This window comes from Pseudoalteromonas sp. P1-11, assembly GCF_001399995.1.
Taxonomy (GTDB): domain Bacteria; phylum Pseudomonadota; class Gammaproteobacteria; order Enterobacterales; family Alteromonadaceae; genus Pseudoalteromonas; species Pseudoalteromonas atlantica.
This window is the reverse complement of sequence record NZ_LJSP01000005.1, coordinates 172,363-189,187: the sequence shown is the minus strand read 5'-3', so window position 1 is coordinate 189,187 and position 16,825 is coordinate 172,363. Positions and strand designations below refer to the sequence as shown.

13 protein-coding genes are annotated in these 16,825 nt (G+C 41.1%); 8 read left to right on the top strand and 5 right to left on the bottom strand.

The features are described from left to right. Nucleotides 1-46 precede the first annotated feature (46 nt). Nucleotides 47-2,866, bottom strand: a complete 2,820-nt coding sequence (gene uvrA / locus AN390_RS11325; protein ID WP_055254695.1) for an excinuclease ABC subunit UvrA — start codon at nucleotides 2,864-2,866, stop codon at nucleotides 47-49. Between the two features lie 163 nt (nucleotides 2,867-3,029). Between uvrA and AN390_RS11320 the strand changes: the two genes are divergently transcribed. Next, on the top strand, nucleotides 3,030-4,397 hold the full coding sequence (locus tag AN390_RS11320; RefSeq protein WP_024032520.1) for an MFS transporter: 1,368 nt from the start codon (nucleotides 3,030-3,032) through the stop codon (nucleotides 4,395-4,397). A 20-nt stretch (nucleotides 4,398-4,417) separates the two neighbouring features. Further along, nucleotides 4,418-5,122 carry a single-stranded DNA-binding protein gene (gene ssb, locus AN390_RS11315; protein WP_024032519.1) on the top strand — a complete coding sequence of 235 codons (705 nt, stop codon included), beginning with the start codon at nucleotides 4,418-4,420 and terminating at the stop codon, nucleotides 5,120-5,122. 120 nt (nucleotides 5,123-5,242) lie between these two features. Here the strand turns inward: ssb and AN390_RS11310 are convergent, their stop codons facing one another. From AN390_RS11310 to AN390_RS11295, 4 genes are all read right to left on the bottom strand, one after another. Then, a complete protein-coding gene (locus tag AN390_RS11310) occupies nucleotides 5,243-5,653 on the bottom strand; it encodes a hypothetical protein (protein ID WP_055254627.1) in 411 nt (136 codons plus the stop codon). A 63-nt stretch (nucleotides 5,654-5,716) separates the two neighbouring features. Beyond that, complete coding sequence (locus AN390_RS11305; RefSeq protein WP_055254625.1) at nucleotides 5,717-6,250, bottom strand: redoxin domain-containing protein; 534 nt, start codon at nucleotides 6,248-6,250, stop codon at nucleotides 5,717-5,719. An 11-nt stretch (nucleotides 6,251-6,261) separates the two neighbouring features. Continuing rightward, the gene (locus AN390_RS11300) at nucleotides 6,262-7,401 is read right to left on the bottom strand and encodes an MFS transporter (protein WP_055254624.1); all 1,140 of its coding nucleotides are present in this window, start codon (nucleotides 7,399-7,401) and stop codon (nucleotides 6,262-6,264) included. 69 nt (nucleotides 7,402-7,470) lie between these two features. Beyond that, on the bottom strand, nucleotides 7,471-8,643 hold the full coding sequence (locus AN390_RS11295) for an MFS transporter (RefSeq protein WP_055254622.1): 1,173 nt from the start codon (nucleotides 8,641-8,643) through the stop codon (nucleotides 7,471-7,473). A gap of 138 nt (nucleotides 8,644-8,781) precedes the next feature. Here AN390_RS11295 and AN390_RS11290 point away from each other — a divergent pair, with 138 nt between their 5' ends. The 6 genes from AN390_RS11290 (at nucleotide 8,782) to AN390_RS11265 (ending at nucleotide 16,755) form a co-directional block, all read left to right on the top strand. Further along, the gene (locus AN390_RS11290; RefSeq protein ID WP_055254619.1) at nucleotides 8,782-9,693 is read left to right on the top strand and encodes a LysR family transcriptional regulator; all 912 of its coding nucleotides are present in this window, start codon (nucleotides 8,782-8,784) and stop codon (nucleotides 9,691-9,693) included. Nucleotides 9,694-9,863: 170 nt separating this feature from the next. Then, nucleotides 9,864-12,590: a response regulator gene (locus tag AN390_RS11285; protein WP_055254617.1), complete on the top strand. Its 2,727-nt coding sequence runs from the start codon at nucleotides 9,864-9,866 to the stop codon at nucleotides 12,588-12,590. A gap of 171 nt (nucleotides 12,591-12,761) precedes the next feature. Next, nucleotides 12,762-13,484 (top strand): arsenical resistance protein ArsH, encoded by a 723-nt coding sequence (gene arsH / locus AN390_RS11280; protein WP_024032512.1) that lies wholly within the window; start codon nucleotides 12,762-12,764, stop codon nucleotides 13,482-13,484. A gap of 9 nt (nucleotides 13,485-13,493) precedes the next feature. Further along, nucleotides 13,494-14,510 (top strand): ACR3 family arsenite efflux transporter, encoded by a 1,017-nt coding sequence (gene arsB / locus AN390_RS11275; protein ID WP_055254615.1) that lies wholly within the window; start codon nucleotides 13,494-13,496, stop codon nucleotides 14,508-14,510. 9 nt (nucleotides 14,511-14,519) lie between these two features. Then, nucleotides 14,520-14,936, top strand: coding sequence for an arsenate reductase (glutaredoxin) (gene arsC, locus AN390_RS11270; protein WP_054982914.1), 417 nt, complete (start codon nucleotides 14,520-14,522; stop codon nucleotides 14,934-14,936). Nucleotides 14,937-15,081: 145 nt separating this feature from the next. After that, complete coding sequence (locus AN390_RS11265; RefSeq protein WP_055254613.1) at nucleotides 15,082-16,755, top strand: EAL domain-containing protein; 1,674 nt, start codon at nucleotides 15,082-15,084, stop codon at nucleotides 16,753-16,755. Nucleotides 16,756-16,825 lie beyond the last annotated feature (70 nt).

The following is a 16,825-nucleotide window of genomic DNA, read 5'->3' as shown; positions in this document are numbered from 1 at the left end:
TAGCGGCATTTTTGTAACTTTTAATGAATACTTTTTATTATCTATCTTAAAGCAATGGTTTTAGGTAATGCCCAGTATGCGAGCGTTCACATTCGGCTACTTCTTCAGGCGTGCCTGCAATGAGTATTTCACCGCCCCCAGCGCCCCCTTCAGGGCCTAAATCAACCACCCAGTCTGCGGTTTTAACCACATCTAAGTTATGCTCAATTACCACAATGGTATTACCATGATCGCGCAGGCGATGTAATACCACAAGTAGTTGTTCAATATCGGCAAAGTGAAGGCCGGTTGTTGGCTCATCAAGTATATACAATGTTTTACCTGTATCGCGTTTAGAAAGCTCACGAGCCAGTTTTACACGTTGTGCTTCACCACCAGAGAGCGTGGTAGCAGCTTGCCCTAGGCGAATATACGATAAACCTACGTCCATTAGCGTTTTAAGTTTACGCGCTATTGCAGGTATTTTATCAAAGTAGTCGTGCGCGTCTTCAACGGTCATTTCGAGCACTTGGTGAATGTTTTTACCTTTGTATTGTACTTCTAAGGTTTCGCGGTTATAGCGCGCGCCCTTACATACATCGCACGGTACATATACATCAGGTAAAAAGTGCATTTCTACTTTAATTACGCCATCGCCCTGGCAAGCTTCACAGCGCCCGCCTTTTACGTTAAAGCTAAAGCGACCTACTTTATAGCCGCGAGAGCGGGCTTCTTGTGTCCCTGCAAATAACTCACGAATACCGGTAAAAATACCTGTGTAGGTTGCAGGGTTTGAGCGCGGTGTGCGACCAATTGGGCTTTGGTCAATATCAATCACTTTGTCAAAATGATCAAGGCCACTAATTGATTTGTAAGGCGCGGCTTCTGCTGTAGTCGCGCCGTTAAGCTCGGTATGCGCAAGCTTAAAGAGTGTATCGTTAATGAGCGTTGATTTACCTGAGCCCGATACCCCTGTAATACAGGTTAATAAGCCAAATGGAATTTTTAAGTCTACATTTTTTAGGTTATTACCTGTGGCACCAAATAGCTCAAGCCATTTGTCGCTGGTTGGGTTACGCTCTTTTGGTACTTCTATTTTGCGCACGCCTGATAAAAACTGGCCCGTTACTGAGTCTTTAGTGGCTAAAATATCGTCACGTGTACCTTGTGCAATAATATGTCCGCCGTGCACTCCCGCGCCTGGGCCAATATCAATAATGTGATCGGCTGCGCGAATGGCATCTTCATCATGCTCAACTACAATCACGGTGTTACCTAAGTCGCGTAAATGCACCAATGTTTGTAATAAACGGTCGTTATCGCGCTGGTGTAAACCAATTGATGGCTCATCCAGTACGTACATTACGCCTACAAGGCCCGCACCTATTTGGCTGGCTAAACGAATACGCTGGGCTTCACCACCGGAGAGGGTATCGGCACTGCGCTCAAGCGATAAGTAATTAAGTCCTACATTAATTAAAAACGATAAGCGGTCGCGAATTTCTTTCAGGATTTTTTCAGCTATTTGGGCTTTTTGGCCTGTTAGTGATAGCCCTTCAAAAAAGTCCATCGCTTCGCCAATACTCATAGTCGTAATAGCAGGTAGGTTTGTTTGACCTATAAATACGTGGCGTGCTTCTTGGCGTAAACGCGAGCCATGACAACTAGGACACGCTTGGCTAGTCTGATATTTAGCGAGCTCTTCACGCACCGAGTTTGACTCAGTTTCGCGATAGCGACGGTTCATGTTGTTTAACACGCCTTCAAACTCGTGGTTGCGTGTTATTAAATCGCCCCTATCGTTACGGTAGTTAAAGGCTATTTTTGTTTGCCCTGAGCCTTCTAAAATAATTTTTTGCGATTCTTTAGCCAGCTTTTCAAATGGCACATCTAAATCAAAGTTATAGTGCTCGGCGACCGCCTGTAGCATTTGAAAATAATAAAAGCTGCGTTTATCCCATCCTTTAATAGCACCACCTGCAAGGCTGAGCTCTGGGTTATGTACCACACGGTTAGGATCAAAGTATTGGCGTACGCCTAAACCATCACAGCTTTGACACGCACCTGCAGGGTTATTAAACGAAAATAAGCGCGGTTCTAATTCGGTCATTGCGTAGCCACAGGTGGGGCAGGCAAAATTTGCCGAGAACAGCATTTCTTCTATCGTGCTGTCGTCCATGAAGGCTACATTTGCCACACCGCCAGACATCTCTAGTGCGGTTTCGAACGACTCTGCTAAACGCTGCTGTTGGCCATCTTTTACTTTAAAGCGGTCAACCACCACTTCAATAGTGTGTTTTTTATGAAGCTCAAGTGTTGGCGGATCTGATAAGTCGCATACTTCGCCGTCTATACGAGCGCGAATGTAGCCTTGGCTTGCAAGTTGCTCAAGTAATTTAATGTGCTCACCTTTACGATCTTTAACCACTGGCGCTAAAAGCATCAGCTTAGTGCCCTCTGGCAGTGCTAAAACGGTATCAACCATTTGGCTAATTGTTTGAGCTGCAAGCGGTAAGTCGTGGGTTGGGCATCGTGGTTCGCCCACGCGGGCAAACATTAAACGCAAGTAATCGTATATTTCGGTAATGGTACCCACTGTTGAGCGAGGATTGTGCGATGTAGATTTTTGCTCAATAGAAATGGCGGGAGAGAGGCCTTCAATATGATCAACGTCGGGCTTTTCCATTAACGATAAAAATTGCCTTGCGTAGGCAGAAAGTGACTCAACATAACGACGCTGTCCTTCTGCATATAAAGTATCAAATGCCAGTGATGACTTTCCCGAACCAGATAGGCCTGTGATAACAATTAATTTATCACGTGGGATGGTTAGGCTGATGTCTTTTAAATTGTGCGTACGGGCGCCTCGGACTTCAATGTTTTCCATGCTATCTCGTTTATTACCAAAATTATTTGTCCAGTATCGCATAATACGAAACATTATTAATCAATGATCAACGAAAAAATCCTTACTTATAGGCGATTAATTATTGCCAAGCTTGTGGTAGAATCCCAGCCTAAATTTTTCATATCGTAAGAATACGCAGATAATGACCGCATCTTCACTTAATTCACGAGAAAAGCGCGCCGCTGTATCGCTGGCGAGTGTGTTTGCATTTAGAATGCTTGGCTTGTTTATGCTGATGCCTGTATTGGCTATTTATGGCCAATCGCTTGATGGTTTTTCGCCTATGTGGATAGGATTTGCTATTGGCGCGTATGGCTTAACGCAAGCGGTACTGCAAATTCCTATGGGGCGTTTGTCAGATAAAATAGGCCGTAAAAAAGTCATTGTTGGTGGCTTAGTTGTGTTTGCGTTGGGCTCTGTTATTGCAGCCCTTGCTGAATCTATTCAAATGGTTACAGTGGGCCGTGCACTACAAGGTATGGGCGCTATAGCCAGTGCGCTGCTTGCTTTTGCCAGCGACCTAAGCCGCGACGAACAGCGCCCTAAAGTAATGGCGGTGATTGGTATGAGCATAGGCATGAGCTTTGCTTTTGCTATGTTACTTGGGCCTATTGTTGCCGCGTCGTGGGGTGTAGCAGGGGTGTTTTGGTTAACAGCAATCCTTGCCGTGTTTGGTATTGGTATTATTTTATTTCTAGTGCCAAACGCAGTAAACAAAGCGCCCAAAGGCGATACCTTGGCAAGCTTTAGTGATATTAAAAAGCTTATTAAGCATCCGCAATTATCGCGCTTAAATGCAGGTGTATTACTGCTACATTTAACGCTAACCACTATTTTTGTGGTACTGCCAAGCCAACTAATAAAAGATGGCTTAGTGGCAAACCATCATTGGTATTTATATATTCCAGTATTGCTGTTAGCGTTTATTTTAATGGTCCCTATTATGATTATTGCCATTAAAAAAGAAAAAGAAAAACAGGCGTTTATTGGCTCAGTAGCACTGCTTTCTATTAGTATGTTTGCTATGTCTATTTGGGTGAATAGCGTGGTTGGCATTGCCATTTGTATGTTGCTTTATTTTGTAGCATTTAATTTTTTAGAAGCCACTATGCCTGCTCTTGTATCGCGTATTGCGCCCGCTAGCCAAAAAGGTTCGGCTATGGGTGGGTATTCGTCTAGCCAGTTTTTAGGGGCTTTTTTAGGTGGTATTTTAGGGGGTTATGTTGCTCAAACTACAAGTACGCAAGCTGTGTTTGCGGCAGCGGCACTTGTTGGGTTAATATGGCTTATTATTGCGTGGAAAATGCAAGTCCCACCGAAAAGTAAAGTTATTAGTTTAATGACCAATTTAAGTTCTGAAGAGCAAGCTCAAGCACTTGCTTCTCAGCTAGTTGCTTTACCTGGCGTAATAGAAGCAACAGTAGTACGCGACGAAAGCCGCAGCTATTTAAAGATTAATGATAAAGAATTTGACCTAGACCAAGCACGTAAAGTAGCTGGTTTAATCTAACGTTTATAGGAGAAGGTTCCATGGCACGCGGTGTGAACAAAGTAATTTTGGTTGGTAATTTAGGACAAGATCCTGAAGTTCGTTACATGCCTAATGGCAATGGTGTAGCAAATATTACCTTAGCAACGTCAGACAGCTATAAAGACAAAAACACTGGCCAAATGGTTGATAAAACTGAATGGCACCGTGTAGTATTTTTTGGCAAGCTAGCTGAAATTGTTGGTGAGTACTGCCGTAAAGGCTCGCAGATTTACGTTGAAGGTAAACTTCAAACACGTAAATGGACCGACCAACAAGGCCAAGAAAAATACACAACAGAAATCGTTGTTGATGGCTTTACGGGTCAAATGCAAATGCTAGGCGCTCGCGGTGGCGATCAGCAAGGTGGTGGTTATCAAGGTAATCAAGGTGGCCAACAAGGTGGCGGTTACCAAAATAATCAACAAGGCGGTGGCTATGGTCAAAACAACCAAGCTCAAAACAGCCAGCAAGGTGGTTATGCACCACAGCAACAAGCTGCACCAGCACAACGCCCAGCTGCAGCACCTGCTCCACAGCAAAATAACCAATACCAACAATCAAACAACAGTGGCTTTGCTCCTGGGCAAAGTAATGCGCCACAGCAGCAAGGTGGTTTTGCACCTAAGCCGCAAAACGCCCCTCAGGGCGGTGCATCAAATCCTATGGAACCAACAATAGATTTTGATGACGACATTCCGTTTTAACCAAAGATAAAATGTAAAATGTTGAAAAAAACATCTAAAGCCGCTATTTAGCGGCTTTTTTGTAACTACACGTTTTAGCACAAAAGGCACTGTTTCTATCTACCATTTAACGCCTTAAAGTCACTCAAAACGCGCTATTAGCGCCTTTTTATAGGCTAAAAATTGAATGGCACATATAACTAAAAAGCAGCCTGAGTAAGTCACTAACTGAGCAACTGGCTCGGGGCGAACAAAATATTCATGTAACAGCGCCCCAATTAACGTACCCGCCAATAAAACATACGCAACATAGGTAAACAGTGCTTTTTGCTTTTCATTTTTAATAAACAAAAGAGCAAGCATCATTAAACCCACTACCAACTCCAGTAAACCAACGCTATACATATAAATTTTAGCGTTAACGGGCAGTACCTGCGCAAAGTAGCTAAAGGTTTTAACGCTTACCTGCGCTGCTAATAATTTTGGCAGGGCAAACTTAAACATAAAAAGCGCGCTGGCTAAATTTAAAAGGTTACTAAATAAATTCTTCATGAAAGCTTATGCCTTAATAAAGCAGCCGTAAGGTAATAAACGCCACGGCTGCAATTTAAATGGTTACACAACAGTGCCGCGAATAGGGTAGTTATTTTGCTCTTTAATAAACTTTAGGCCTCTTACAACCACGTCTAACTCAGGGCGTAAATACGGGGCATTAGAAATATTTACAGCTTGCAATACCCCTTGCTCATTTACGACAAATATCGCGGGCTCTGCAAAGTTGTGGTCGGTTTCTTGCTCAGAGCGAGGTGAGGAAATATACAGCCCAAGTTGTTTCATTTGCTGCGGTGTTAAACCATACGCAATAGGAAAGCTAATCGCGAGTGTGTCCATGCTTTGTGTTAGCTGTGCGCGGCTATCTGCAGAAACGGCACAAACGCTCACCCCAAGTGCCTTTAATGCGGGTAATTGCGCTTCTAGTAAATTTAAGTAACGCATACAAAGCGGGCAATGCTTGCCTCTGTATACCACGAGCATTTGCCACTCGGCGCCACCGTGCGGCTTACTTAGATCTGCGGTTGTACCATCGAGCAAGTGTGCAGTAACTGTTGGAAATGAATTACCGGCTATTAATTTAAATGACTCTGACATAAAAACCTCTTTTATACTGATTGTGAATGATTTTTTTTAACAAATAAGTACAGCGCGGTGAGTGCACATAAGCTGATACAGCTAATAAAAATATTGCGAGTGCCTCCTGGGATATATTCAACAAACGATGTTAAAAATTGCCCAGAAAAAACAGCCATTGTGAAATAAGAGAGGTTACGACCGCGAACAGAGGCTGCGCTGCGCTCTACGGTCATATGGTTTAATAGTGGGATGCTAAAACCAAAGCCAATACCGCTAAACACAGCGCCTATTACCAATAACGCTGTACCCGTTTGTAAAAAGAAAGCAAATGATGCCCCATAGCCTATAAATGCCAGCGCAAGTACTTTTTGCTCGCCCATTTTTTTAGTTAACTGAGGCATAAAGTGTGCCCCAACAACAGCCACTAACGAGATGAAAGAGAGTAAAAACCCTACTTGTTCTTCATTATAATTTTGCGCATGCATTGTGCTGGGTAGTAAAACAATTGCGCTAAAAAACGTGATCATTGCAAGCACAGCCAGCGAATACACATGCTTAAGAGATAAGCCTTTATTTGATATTACGTGCTCTTGTGTTGCTTGTGCCTCTTGTGCTTGAGGGTGATTACGCGGCACAAAAAGTAGCAACATGGCTAAAAATACCCAAGAAATAAGGTACAACGATAATGGTAAAGCCCAATGCTGCACAGCAAGTAGGCCACCTATAAATAGAAATATAACGCCACCGAGCTCTATTGCCATACCTTGCTTAGCAAGCATGCCTAGGCGCGCTTTACCAAAGTACCACTGTGATATTAAAACGGTACAACCGGCCATAACAATTGAGGTAACACCGCCAAGCAAAATACGGTTAGCAAAAACCAACAACGGCCCTTGTAACCAATACACGCTTGCACCTAAAAAGCCGTATAAAAATAAGCCAATAATTAATGAACGGTAAGCGCCATATTTATCAATTAATTTACCTGCAATAGGCGCAAATATAACAGCCCCTAAAGCCGGTAAGGTCACTAAAAATACCGCACTGTCAGCAACATTTAGGGCTGTTGATATACTGATTAAACCAGGTGCAACCAATGCACCCACCATGATTGTTAAGCAAGCTATACACAGCAAAGTGTAGCTTCCTGCGTTATTGAGTTTATTCATAAGTATTCTCTGTTTTTAAATGGGGCAACTAAGGGGGACTTACGCTTAGTTGCAAGGAGTTAATGGCGGTTATTTTTTTGCGAGAGAGTTAAAAGCAGCGCTGATGGTAATTAACACTACACTAAGGACGACTACGCCAGGCCACTGGTACAAAGCAAAGGCTTTCACACCAATAATTGAGCCAAAGGCGCCGCCTAAGTAGTAGCCGAGCATGTAAACACCATTAATACGGCTTTGTGCGCTTGGGTCTATGCTAAATACGCGGACTTGATTGGCTACTTGTGCGCTAAAAATAGCGAAGTCGATTAAAATAATACCGATAATTAGGGCTATTAGGTTTCCTAAAAAAACGCCTGTAATAGCAAAACCAATTGCGGCAAGTGTGAGTACTATCATGACTAATTTTTTAGAGCCCAACGCATTGACCCACTTACCCGAAGACTTAGCCCCTATTACGCCAGCTAATGCGATGATGCCAAATAATCCGGCCTCTTGGGCACTGTAGTTAAAAGGTGCATCACTGACATAAATAGCTAAAGTAGCCCACAGTACATTAAAAGCAGCAAACCAAAGCGCGCCAGTTAAAGTAAACACTTGTAGTGGTTTGTGCTGTTTAAATAACGCCACTGTACTTTTAAGTAGCGGCCAGTAACGTAAGCTAGTTTGTGGTTTATTTAGGGGTAAAAAGAGCCTAAGTAGTACACCAAATAGCGCAGCTAATATTGCAGACATAACAAATACGCCACGCCAACCAAAGTGCTCTCCTACAAAGCCGCTTAACGTGCGTGAAAGTAAAATACCAATGGTTAGACCCATCATTAAGGTGCCCAATGTCGCCCCTTTATTTTCAGCAGATACAAGTGATGCCGCAAAAGGGATTAATTGCTGGGTAATGTTGGCACTTATCCCTATTAAAAATACCGACATTAATAACAGCGGTAAGTTAGGTGTAAATACGGCAAAGCTACATGCAATAACCAGTAAGCCCGATAAAATGCTTATTAAGCGCCGACGCGCAATAGAATCCCCCAGCGGCGAAATAAACAATAGGGCAAAAGCGTAACCAAACTGAGTAAATGCGGGAATGCTACCAAGTTGTGAATCCGTTAAATTAAACTCGTTACCAATCAGAGGTAAAATTGGCTGGCTGTAATATAGGTTTGCAGCGGTTGCTGCAATGGCGGTTGTCATCAACAATAAAATAAAGCGACTTAACGAGGCGCTTTGCATTACCTGGGTCATTTTGCTCTCCAACATTAAAAGGTAGGCGAATGATAGAGGGAGAAGCTTGATGTTAGAAATGTTTAAATTTGATGGAATCTATACAAATAACGTATAGTTGTTGCTATACCTCTCACACAGAGCAAATTTGAGTCGCACATGGATATAAAAATATTAAAAAGTTTTATTGCAGTGGCTAAGCACCTGAGCTTTTCAGATGCGGCTCAAGAGCTACATACTGTTCAACCCGCTATAAGTCGCCATATTTCTTCGTTAGAAGAGCAGCTAGGTGTTAGCTTGTTTATCCGTAACTCTCGGGAGGTGTCGATCACGCAAGCGGGAGAGCAGTTAGTTAAAGATGCCACGGCAATTTTAGCGCTTACAGAGCGGGCTAAAAATAAGGTTAAACTGGTCGATAGCGGGCAGTTAGGCTCGCTAAGTATTGCGTATTTAAGCTCTGCGTGTTTAACATTTTTGGCCAAATTAATCCGAACGTATAAGTCGCAGTTTCCTAATGTTCACGTTACCTTGCTAGAAATGACCGCGACCGAGCAAATAGAGGCCCTTAAAAACGAACGGGTAGATGCTGCGTTTTCTCGGCCGTTACCAAGCACCATAGCCGATGAGTTTATAAGTGAAACTATGTACGTTGACCGCCTCGTAGCGGTGGTCAACAAAAATCATCCCTTTGCATCAACGCAAACTATTGATTTGAAAACCCTTAAAAATGAGCCGTTTATTCTTTTTAATCGCGACGAAGCCTTAGGGTTGTTTGATGAAATTATTACTCGTTGCAAGCGCGCTGGCTTTTCACCTAACATTATTAGTCAGCCAAGGCATATGCAAACCTTAGTAACAGAGGTTGCCGCCGGTTTAGGGTTAGCTATAGCGCCTTATTGTGTAAGTAAATTATATAGCGAGGGTTGCCATTTTATAGAGTTAGAAAAGGTCGACACACAAATTTATTTGCAGCTGCAATACAAGCAAATTAACAGCAGCGCTACCACGCAAGCGTTTGTAGAAATGGCACTTGATGCCCAAGCAGAGATTCAGCTTAGCATGCGTAATTGAGTTGGCTTTATAAAAGCGCTTTTAGCTAACTTATGCACTGCAATAATTAGCGAGGCGTAAATGCGCAAAAACGCAAAAACACCTTTGTAATTTACATCTCATTTAATTGATTTGTAACTAATTAATATCTACTCTAGTGGTACTAATTACTTCAAGCAACTATGAGAAACATGAAAGCCATTATTTTATTTTTATTTCTTGTTTTTCAATTTGCCAGTTTGCCGGTAAGCGCTCAACCGGATTCTAAAATTACCAATGTCTTATTTATAAATTCTACAAACCAACATATGCCTTGGCATAAAAGTGTTGAAGAGGGCTTAAATAGCGAGCTATCAACACGGACTTTTGACTATGAGCTTTTTGTTGAAAACATTGATGTAGGGCGCTTTGATGAGGCCACTCAAACGCAATTAATGAGCGACTACCTTAAGCAAAAATATAAAAATAAGCACATTGATATAATTGTCACGCAATCCCCCTCAGCTGCCACGTTAATATCGCAATTGAATGATTTTTTTACTAGCACGCCAAAAATTTATTTAGAACCTGGCGAACAGTTTAGGCTACCGGCCAACACAAATAATGCCTCAATGCAGGCTAAGTTAGACTACAAGCAAGCAACCGCCAGCGCGGTTAATTTAATGAAACCTAAAAAGCTCATAGTCATCTTAGATACTAAAAATGAAATAGGTAGAAACTTTTATACAGGGCTGTTTAATTTTATCAGCCAAGATTTTTCGTATTTAGAAGTTGAGCAATGGTTTGATCTTCCGGCTGCTGAACTGATGACAAAAGTAAAAAATGCACCTTCAGACGCCGTTATTTTATTTACCCCTATATTTAGAAATTACGAAAATAAGTCGATTAGCCCGTATCAGCTCGTCAGCTTACTCGCTCAGCACAGTAACGCCCCCATTTTTAGCTACTGGGAAGTTTTATTGGGCTCAGGTGTAGTGGGTGGTTATGTTTTATCAGGTGAGAAAATAGGTAAACGCGTGGGTGAAGCTATTATTTCTTACAGTGAAAATAACGTGTTACCTACTATAAGCGATGAAAATTTAAGTGTTCATAAATACGATTGGCGACAGCTAAAAAAATATAATGTTGCCCCGCAAAGCCTGCCAGAAAAATCGATTATTGCTTATTACAAGCCGAGTTACTTTGAACAAAATAAAGTGTTAATTTACAGCGCCGCCATTACTATTTTTGTATTGAGCGCTTTTTTAGTGTTTGTATTACGGTTAAACCGCCGCCGCATTCAGCTTGTAAACGCGCTTGATGAAGAAAAGCTACGACTTGAATCGCGTGTAGAGCAACGCACTAAAGAGCTACTACAAGCTAAAGAAGAAGCAGAGCAACTTACCTCGTCAAAATCTGAATTTTTAGCCAATATGAGTCACGAGATCAGAACCCCAATGAGTGGCATTATAGGGCTGACAAATATTTTATTGGGCAAAAACTTACCTGAAGAAGATAAACAGTATTTAGAAAAAATAAAGTACTCGTCAGATCAATTGCTTGTGGTTATTAATGACATTTTAGATTTTTCAAAAATCGAGTCAGGAAATATCAAACTCGAGGCCTTTGCATTTTCGTTAAACGCGGTTGTCGATTATATAACGACCACATTTGAAAATAGGGCGCGGAGTAAAGGAATTGCGTTTGAGATTAATATTAGCGATAACGTGAAACATAACTTAGTTGGCGATGTGGTGCGTATAAACCAAGTATTAATTAACTTGTGCTCTAACGCGATTAAGTTTACCTCTAAAGGGGCTGTTTCGGTGCAAATAGACGCAGAAGAAGCCCCCAATGACGCCAAAAGTACTGTTTTACGCTTTAGTGTTAAAGACACCGGCATTGGTATTGATGCAAAAAGCTTACCTAACTTGTTTGAGTCATTTACTCAGGCCGACAGCTCTACAACCCGAAAATACGGGGGAACTGGGTTAGGCTTAGCCATTAGTAAACGTTTATGCCAAGCAATGGGTGGCGATATTTCTGTAAGCAGTACGCAAGGTGAAGGCAGTGAGTTTATTGCTACCATAAACGTTGAGGTAAACACCCAAGCATTAATAGAAGACAGCCCACAGTTATCATTTGCTGAACCATTTGATGTATTGCTAATAGATGATAACGAAGATGATTTAAGCTTAATTAAAAGTCAGCTTAGTGCAATGGGACTGCGTTGTACGCCTTGCACGCAGGCAAGTGATGCAATAGAGATAATTAAAGAAAATATAAACACTTATAAAATTATTATTGTTGATTGTGAAATGCCGACCATGAGCAGTGAAACGTTTTTTACCCGCATTTACAAAGTAAACCCACAACTTTGCAACAATATTATTGTACTTACAGCAAGCAAAAACGACGCAATTTACGACATAGCTAAAAAGATAAACATTAAAACTATTTTGCATAAGCCTGTGCTTACCAGCGTGTTATTTGAAGCGATGAAAAGCAAAGTGGTTAGCCCTTCTACAAGTAATACCCATAAACCTGCCACCGAAAAGCCACTGCAAGGTGTAAAAATACTCGTTGTGGAAGATAACGCCATAAACAGATTAATTGTATCCGATATATTAGCCGCCAGTGGGGCGCAAGTGCACGTAGTAGAAAATGGTTTACAATGCATACAAACCGTAAAATTAGAAACGTTTGATATTATTTTAATGGATATTCATATGCCCATTATGGACGGTGTAGAAGCGACTAAAGTAATACGCAGTGATAGCAATACTGCGCTTGCCTCTATGCCTATCATTGCGTTAACTGCAAACGTAATGAAAGATGATATTACTCACTACCTATCTATTGGTATGAATGCACATGTTGCTAAACCAATAAAAGCTAAAACATTACGCGATACAATACTTAATTGCTTAAATAAATAAACTTATCAATTACCTACCTTTAATAGCAGGCTTTAACGCCTGCAACGTTAAAAAACCAAACGCAAAATTTATATAAATAGGGTTTGACTCACACCTTTTAATATGTGAAATTTCATATATTCGTTTTTTCATATATATTTAGTTCGCTATAGAACTACAAGGTTAAGGATTATGAGTAAATCAATTGAACACGAGCTACCTAATTTAGAACTTTCACAAAGCACTCCTCCTACCGTTAAGGATTTCACGCTAACGTTTTCATCTCATAAACCTAAAATCTTATTGTTATACGGATCGCTAAGAGCTCGCTCATATAGCAAGTTAGTTATAGAAGAAAGTGCACGCTTGCTAACCCACTTTGGTGCTGAGGTTAAAATATTTAACCCTGAAGGTTTACCCATAACAGATAGTGAAGATGAGACGCACCCTAAGGTGCAAGAGCTACGTGATTTAATGCTCTGGTCTGAAGGGCAAGTATGGTGCTCGCCGGAGCGACACGGTGCTATGACGAGTGTATTTAAAAACCAGATTGATTGGGTTCCATTAAACCTGGGTGGCGTAAGACCTACACAAGGAAAAACGCTGGCTGTGCTGCAGGTTTGTGGTGGTTCGCAGTCATTTAATGTGGTTAATCAGTTACGCGTATTAGGGCGCTGGATGCGCATGGTAACAATACCTAATCAGTCATCGGTGCCTAAAGCGTTTTTAGAATTTGAAGAGAATGGCCGAATGAAGCCTTCCGCTTTTTACAATCGAATTGTGGATGTAATGGAAGAGCTCGTAAAATTTACCTTATTAATGCGCGACCAAAAAGATTACTTTGTTGATAGATACTCTGAGCGAGTAGAAACAGCAGAGCAGCTCAGTAAACGCGTAAATCAAAAAGACATTTAGGAGGTCACTGTGGGGTTATTTGAACGCTTTTTATCGGTGTGGGTTGCGCTGGCAATCGCGGTAGGGATTGTCGCCGGTTACACCGTACCCGATGTATTTAGTGTTGTTGCAAGCTTAGAATATGCACATGTAAATATTGTTATCGCTGTACTCATTTGGTTTATGATTTACCCAATGATGGTGCAAATTGACTTCTCTTCTATTAAAGATGTAGGCAAAAAGCCTAAAGGCTTAGTACTGACAGTCGTTATCAACTGGCTCATAAAGCCCTTTACCATGGCCTTACTAGGGTGGTTATTTTTTAAAGGCATTTTTGCAGACTTTGTTGACCCACAAACGGCAACAGAATACATAGCCGGTATGATTTTATTAGGAGTAGCACCATGTACTGCAATGGTGTTTGTGTGGAGTCAATTAACAAAAGGTGATGCTAATTACACGTTAGTGCAGGTATCTATCAACGATATTATTATGATATTTGCCTTTGCGCCCATAGCAGGTTTATTACTAGGGGTAACAGACATAACGGTACCGTGGGACACGTTATTACTCTCGGTGGTTTTGTATGTACTTATTCCATTAATAGCAGGCGCTATTACCCGCAAAAAGTTAGATAAAGGTGAAGATCACACACGGTTAAATCACTTTTTAAAGATAATGAAACCGTATTCTATAATTGGCTTACTGGCAACGGTGGCACTTTTATTTGGTTTTCAGTCTCAAACATTAATAGATAACCCAGAAGCCATTGTATTGATTGCTATTCCGCTGCTTATTCAAACGTACGGTATTTTTGCAATAGCCTATATAGCCGCAAAAAAAATGGGCCTAGCTCATAATATTGCAGCTCCAGCTTGCATGATTGCAACTTCTAACTTTTTTGAACTCGCTGTTGCCGTAGCCATTTCATTATTTGGTTTACACTCAGGTGCTGCGCTTGCCACCGTTGTGGGCGTTCTTGTTGAAGTACCTGTTATGCTTAGCTTAGTTTATTTTGCTAATAAAACGCGTCATTGGTTTAACTAGGAGAGTGTCATGGTCGTTATTCATCATAACCCTGATTGTGGTACTTCGCGCAATGTATTGCAGATTATTAAAGCCGCTGGCTATAACCCCACGGTTATTGAATACCTTAAAGAGGGCTGGACAAAACCTCAATTGTTAGCGTTATTTGCCGCAGCAAACTTAACACCAAAAACAGCGTTGAGAGTGAGTAAATCGCCTGCTGAAGAACTAGGCTTGTTAAATGAAAATGTAACAGACGAAGCTATTTTAGAGGCCATGCTTGAGCACCCTATACTGGTTAATAGACCTATAGTGTGCACCGAAAAAGGGGTTAAGCTATGTCGCCCTAGTGAGCAAGTTTTAACGTTGTTAGCGCAATGGCCTAAAGGCGAGCTATACAAAGAAGACGGCGAAATGATATTAAACGCGCAGGGCGAGCAACCCTAAAAGTAATAAACTATTTGCCAAAACCCCGTTTACATGGGTTTTTTTTGTTTAGCAAAATTATAAACATTTAAACTTGCTTTGCCTGCTTGTGCTAATGACTATTTTGAACAACACTTTAAATAGTCGCGTTGCCACAGAGAGCACTATGCATAAAGCCTTAATAAAAATTGCTGAGCAAAAAAAAATAATTTACTTAACCAGTTTCACGCTGATGGTAATTATTTTTAATGTGCTTTTAAATGATACGCTCCATAAAAAAATTCATAAAAATGGTCAGCAGTTAACGCAGCAAATTTTTGAGCTGCAAATTAATGCCAATGCCGATAAAGAAATAGTGCAGGCATTGGTGCAAAGTAAGGGCTTTATGCTGGCTGCACACTCAAATGCCGAACACTTCAAATACTTAGTTGATATACAGCACGATGTATTTAGCTATAAAACGCTCAGCATAAGTTTATACCACTGGCCTGCCTGGGTGGAGCAAGCTTACTTATTTTTACTATTAAATATCATTATATTAGGTGCCACTAGCTGGTGGGTTAGATGGTGGAAAGTATTAGTAACAAAACCGGCAGCGAACCTGCCATTGCCTTCCAGCAAAACTAAAGCTGCAAAAAAACTTTCTACGCAAATCACCACATTAAACTGCGAAGTAAAGTCTATGTACGGTGTTAGTGCAGCGCGACATAGCTTATTTGCCATAGTGAAATGTGATTGTGTGTTTGATGAAAATACCGATACCCAAGCAAGCTTTAAGGTATTGATAGCAAAATATTTTAAAGAGCTTCCTGCAGTATCAGTTAATGTATTTGATGCTAACAACCTTGCTATTACTTTAAATAATATCCCCGTAGCAAAGCTAGATACATACAGTGAAAGCCTACACGAATGCGTTTATCAAATTTGTAAGCGTTATCGAAGCACAGTAACGCGTAAAAACATAAAGGTTGGACTGTGCGATTATCGATATGCGACTGAGCAACCCGTTATTTTTAAACTCGCTAAGTCGGCCTTAGTATTTTCAGAAAAAAGCTTAATTCAGCACTGGCATAGGCTCGCGTTACAGCACGAGCAAGGGAACTTAATTTCAAGTAAGCAGGTTATTGAAAATATTAAAAAGAATAAATTTATCTTATTCTTTCAACCGTTATTTATGATCACCAGCGGCGATATTGTACAACATGAAGTGCTAATAAGAATTAGGCAGCAACCGCACGGTTTATTAGCTGCGCGTTACTTTATTAATCAAGACTTTAACAATCACCAAGCATTTGAGTTAGATAAAGCGGTGCTACTTCAAGTTAAGAAGCTTATTTTAGCTGAGCCCAGCGCACTAACGGTGAGCGTTAATTTGCATATAAGTAATTGGTTTAACGAGCAGTTTTGGAACTGGTTTGTCACCAATATGAAAGATTTTACGACAAAGCGAAAGTTACAGTTTGAAATTAGCGAAGCAGACTTTATTAAGTACCAAGCGCAACTAGCAGGTGCCTTTGAAAAACTGACGGCCCTACAAAGTTTGCTGGTGATTGATAATGTACAGAATGTGGAGCACATTAACCAAATTGCTTCTCAAAAATTAGTTAGCGGTATTAAACTAGGATATCCGCTTGTTCATAATGTGGATGAAAAAACACAACAGCAAAAACAAGTTAAAAACATTGTGGCGCAAAGCAAGTTACTCAATATACCTGTGTACGCGGTGGGTGTAGAAACCCAAAAAGAGCTACTTATGTTGGCTAAACTAGGCGTAGTTGCCGCACAAGGTTTTTACTTTTCTGAGCCCTTGCAAGAATACACACATGCCACGTTTTACTAAGGCCTGTTAATCCTTTTAAGCTAAGTACAGCCAAAAGGGCCACTCTAGCAGCGGTTGTAGAGCTCACTAG

Coding starts and splice junctions, on each gene's coding strand:
- arsH (WP_024032512.1), top strand. CDS start 12,762: ATGAGTAAATCAATTGAACACGAGCTACCTAATTTAGAACTTTCACAA.
- AN390_RS11300 (WP_055254624.1), bottom strand. CDS start 7,401: ATGAATAAACTCAATAACGCAGGAAGCTACACTTTGCTGTGTATAGCT.
- arsC (WP_054982914.1), top strand. CDS start 14,520: ATGGTCGTTATTCATCATAACCCTGATTGTGGTACTTCGCGCAATGTA.
- ssb (WP_024032519.1), top strand. CDS start 4,418: ATGGCACGCGGTGTGAACAAAGTAATTTTGGTTGGTAATTTAGGACAA.
- AN390_RS11320 (WP_024032520.1), top strand. CDS start 3,030: ATGACCGCATCTTCACTTAATTCACGAGAAAAGCGCGCCGCTGTATCG.
- AN390_RS11295 (WP_055254622.1), bottom strand. CDS start 8,643: ATGACCCAGGTAATGCAAAGCGCCTCGTTAAGTCGCTTTATTTTATTG.
- AN390_RS11310 (WP_055254627.1), bottom strand. CDS start 5,653: ATGAAGAATTTATTTAGTAACCTTTTAAATTTAGCCAGCGCGCTTTTT.
- AN390_RS11290 (WP_055254619.1), top strand. CDS start 8,782: ATGGATATAAAAATATTAAAAAGTTTTATTGCAGTGGCTAAGCACCTG.
- uvrA (WP_055254695.1), bottom strand. CDS start 2,866: ATGGAAAACATTGAAGTCCGAGGCGCCCGTACGCACAATTTAAAAGAC.
- AN390_RS11265 (WP_055254613.1), top strand. CDS start 15,082: ATGCATAAAGCCTTAATAAAAATTGCTGAGCAAAAAAAAATAATTTAC.
- AN390_RS11285 (WP_055254617.1), top strand. CDS start 9,864: ATGAAAGCCATTATTTTATTTTTATTTCTTGTTTTTCAATTTGCCAGT.
- AN390_RS11305 (WP_055254625.1), bottom strand. CDS start 6,250: ATGTCAGAGTCATTTAAATTAATAGCCGGTAATTCATTTCCAACAGTT.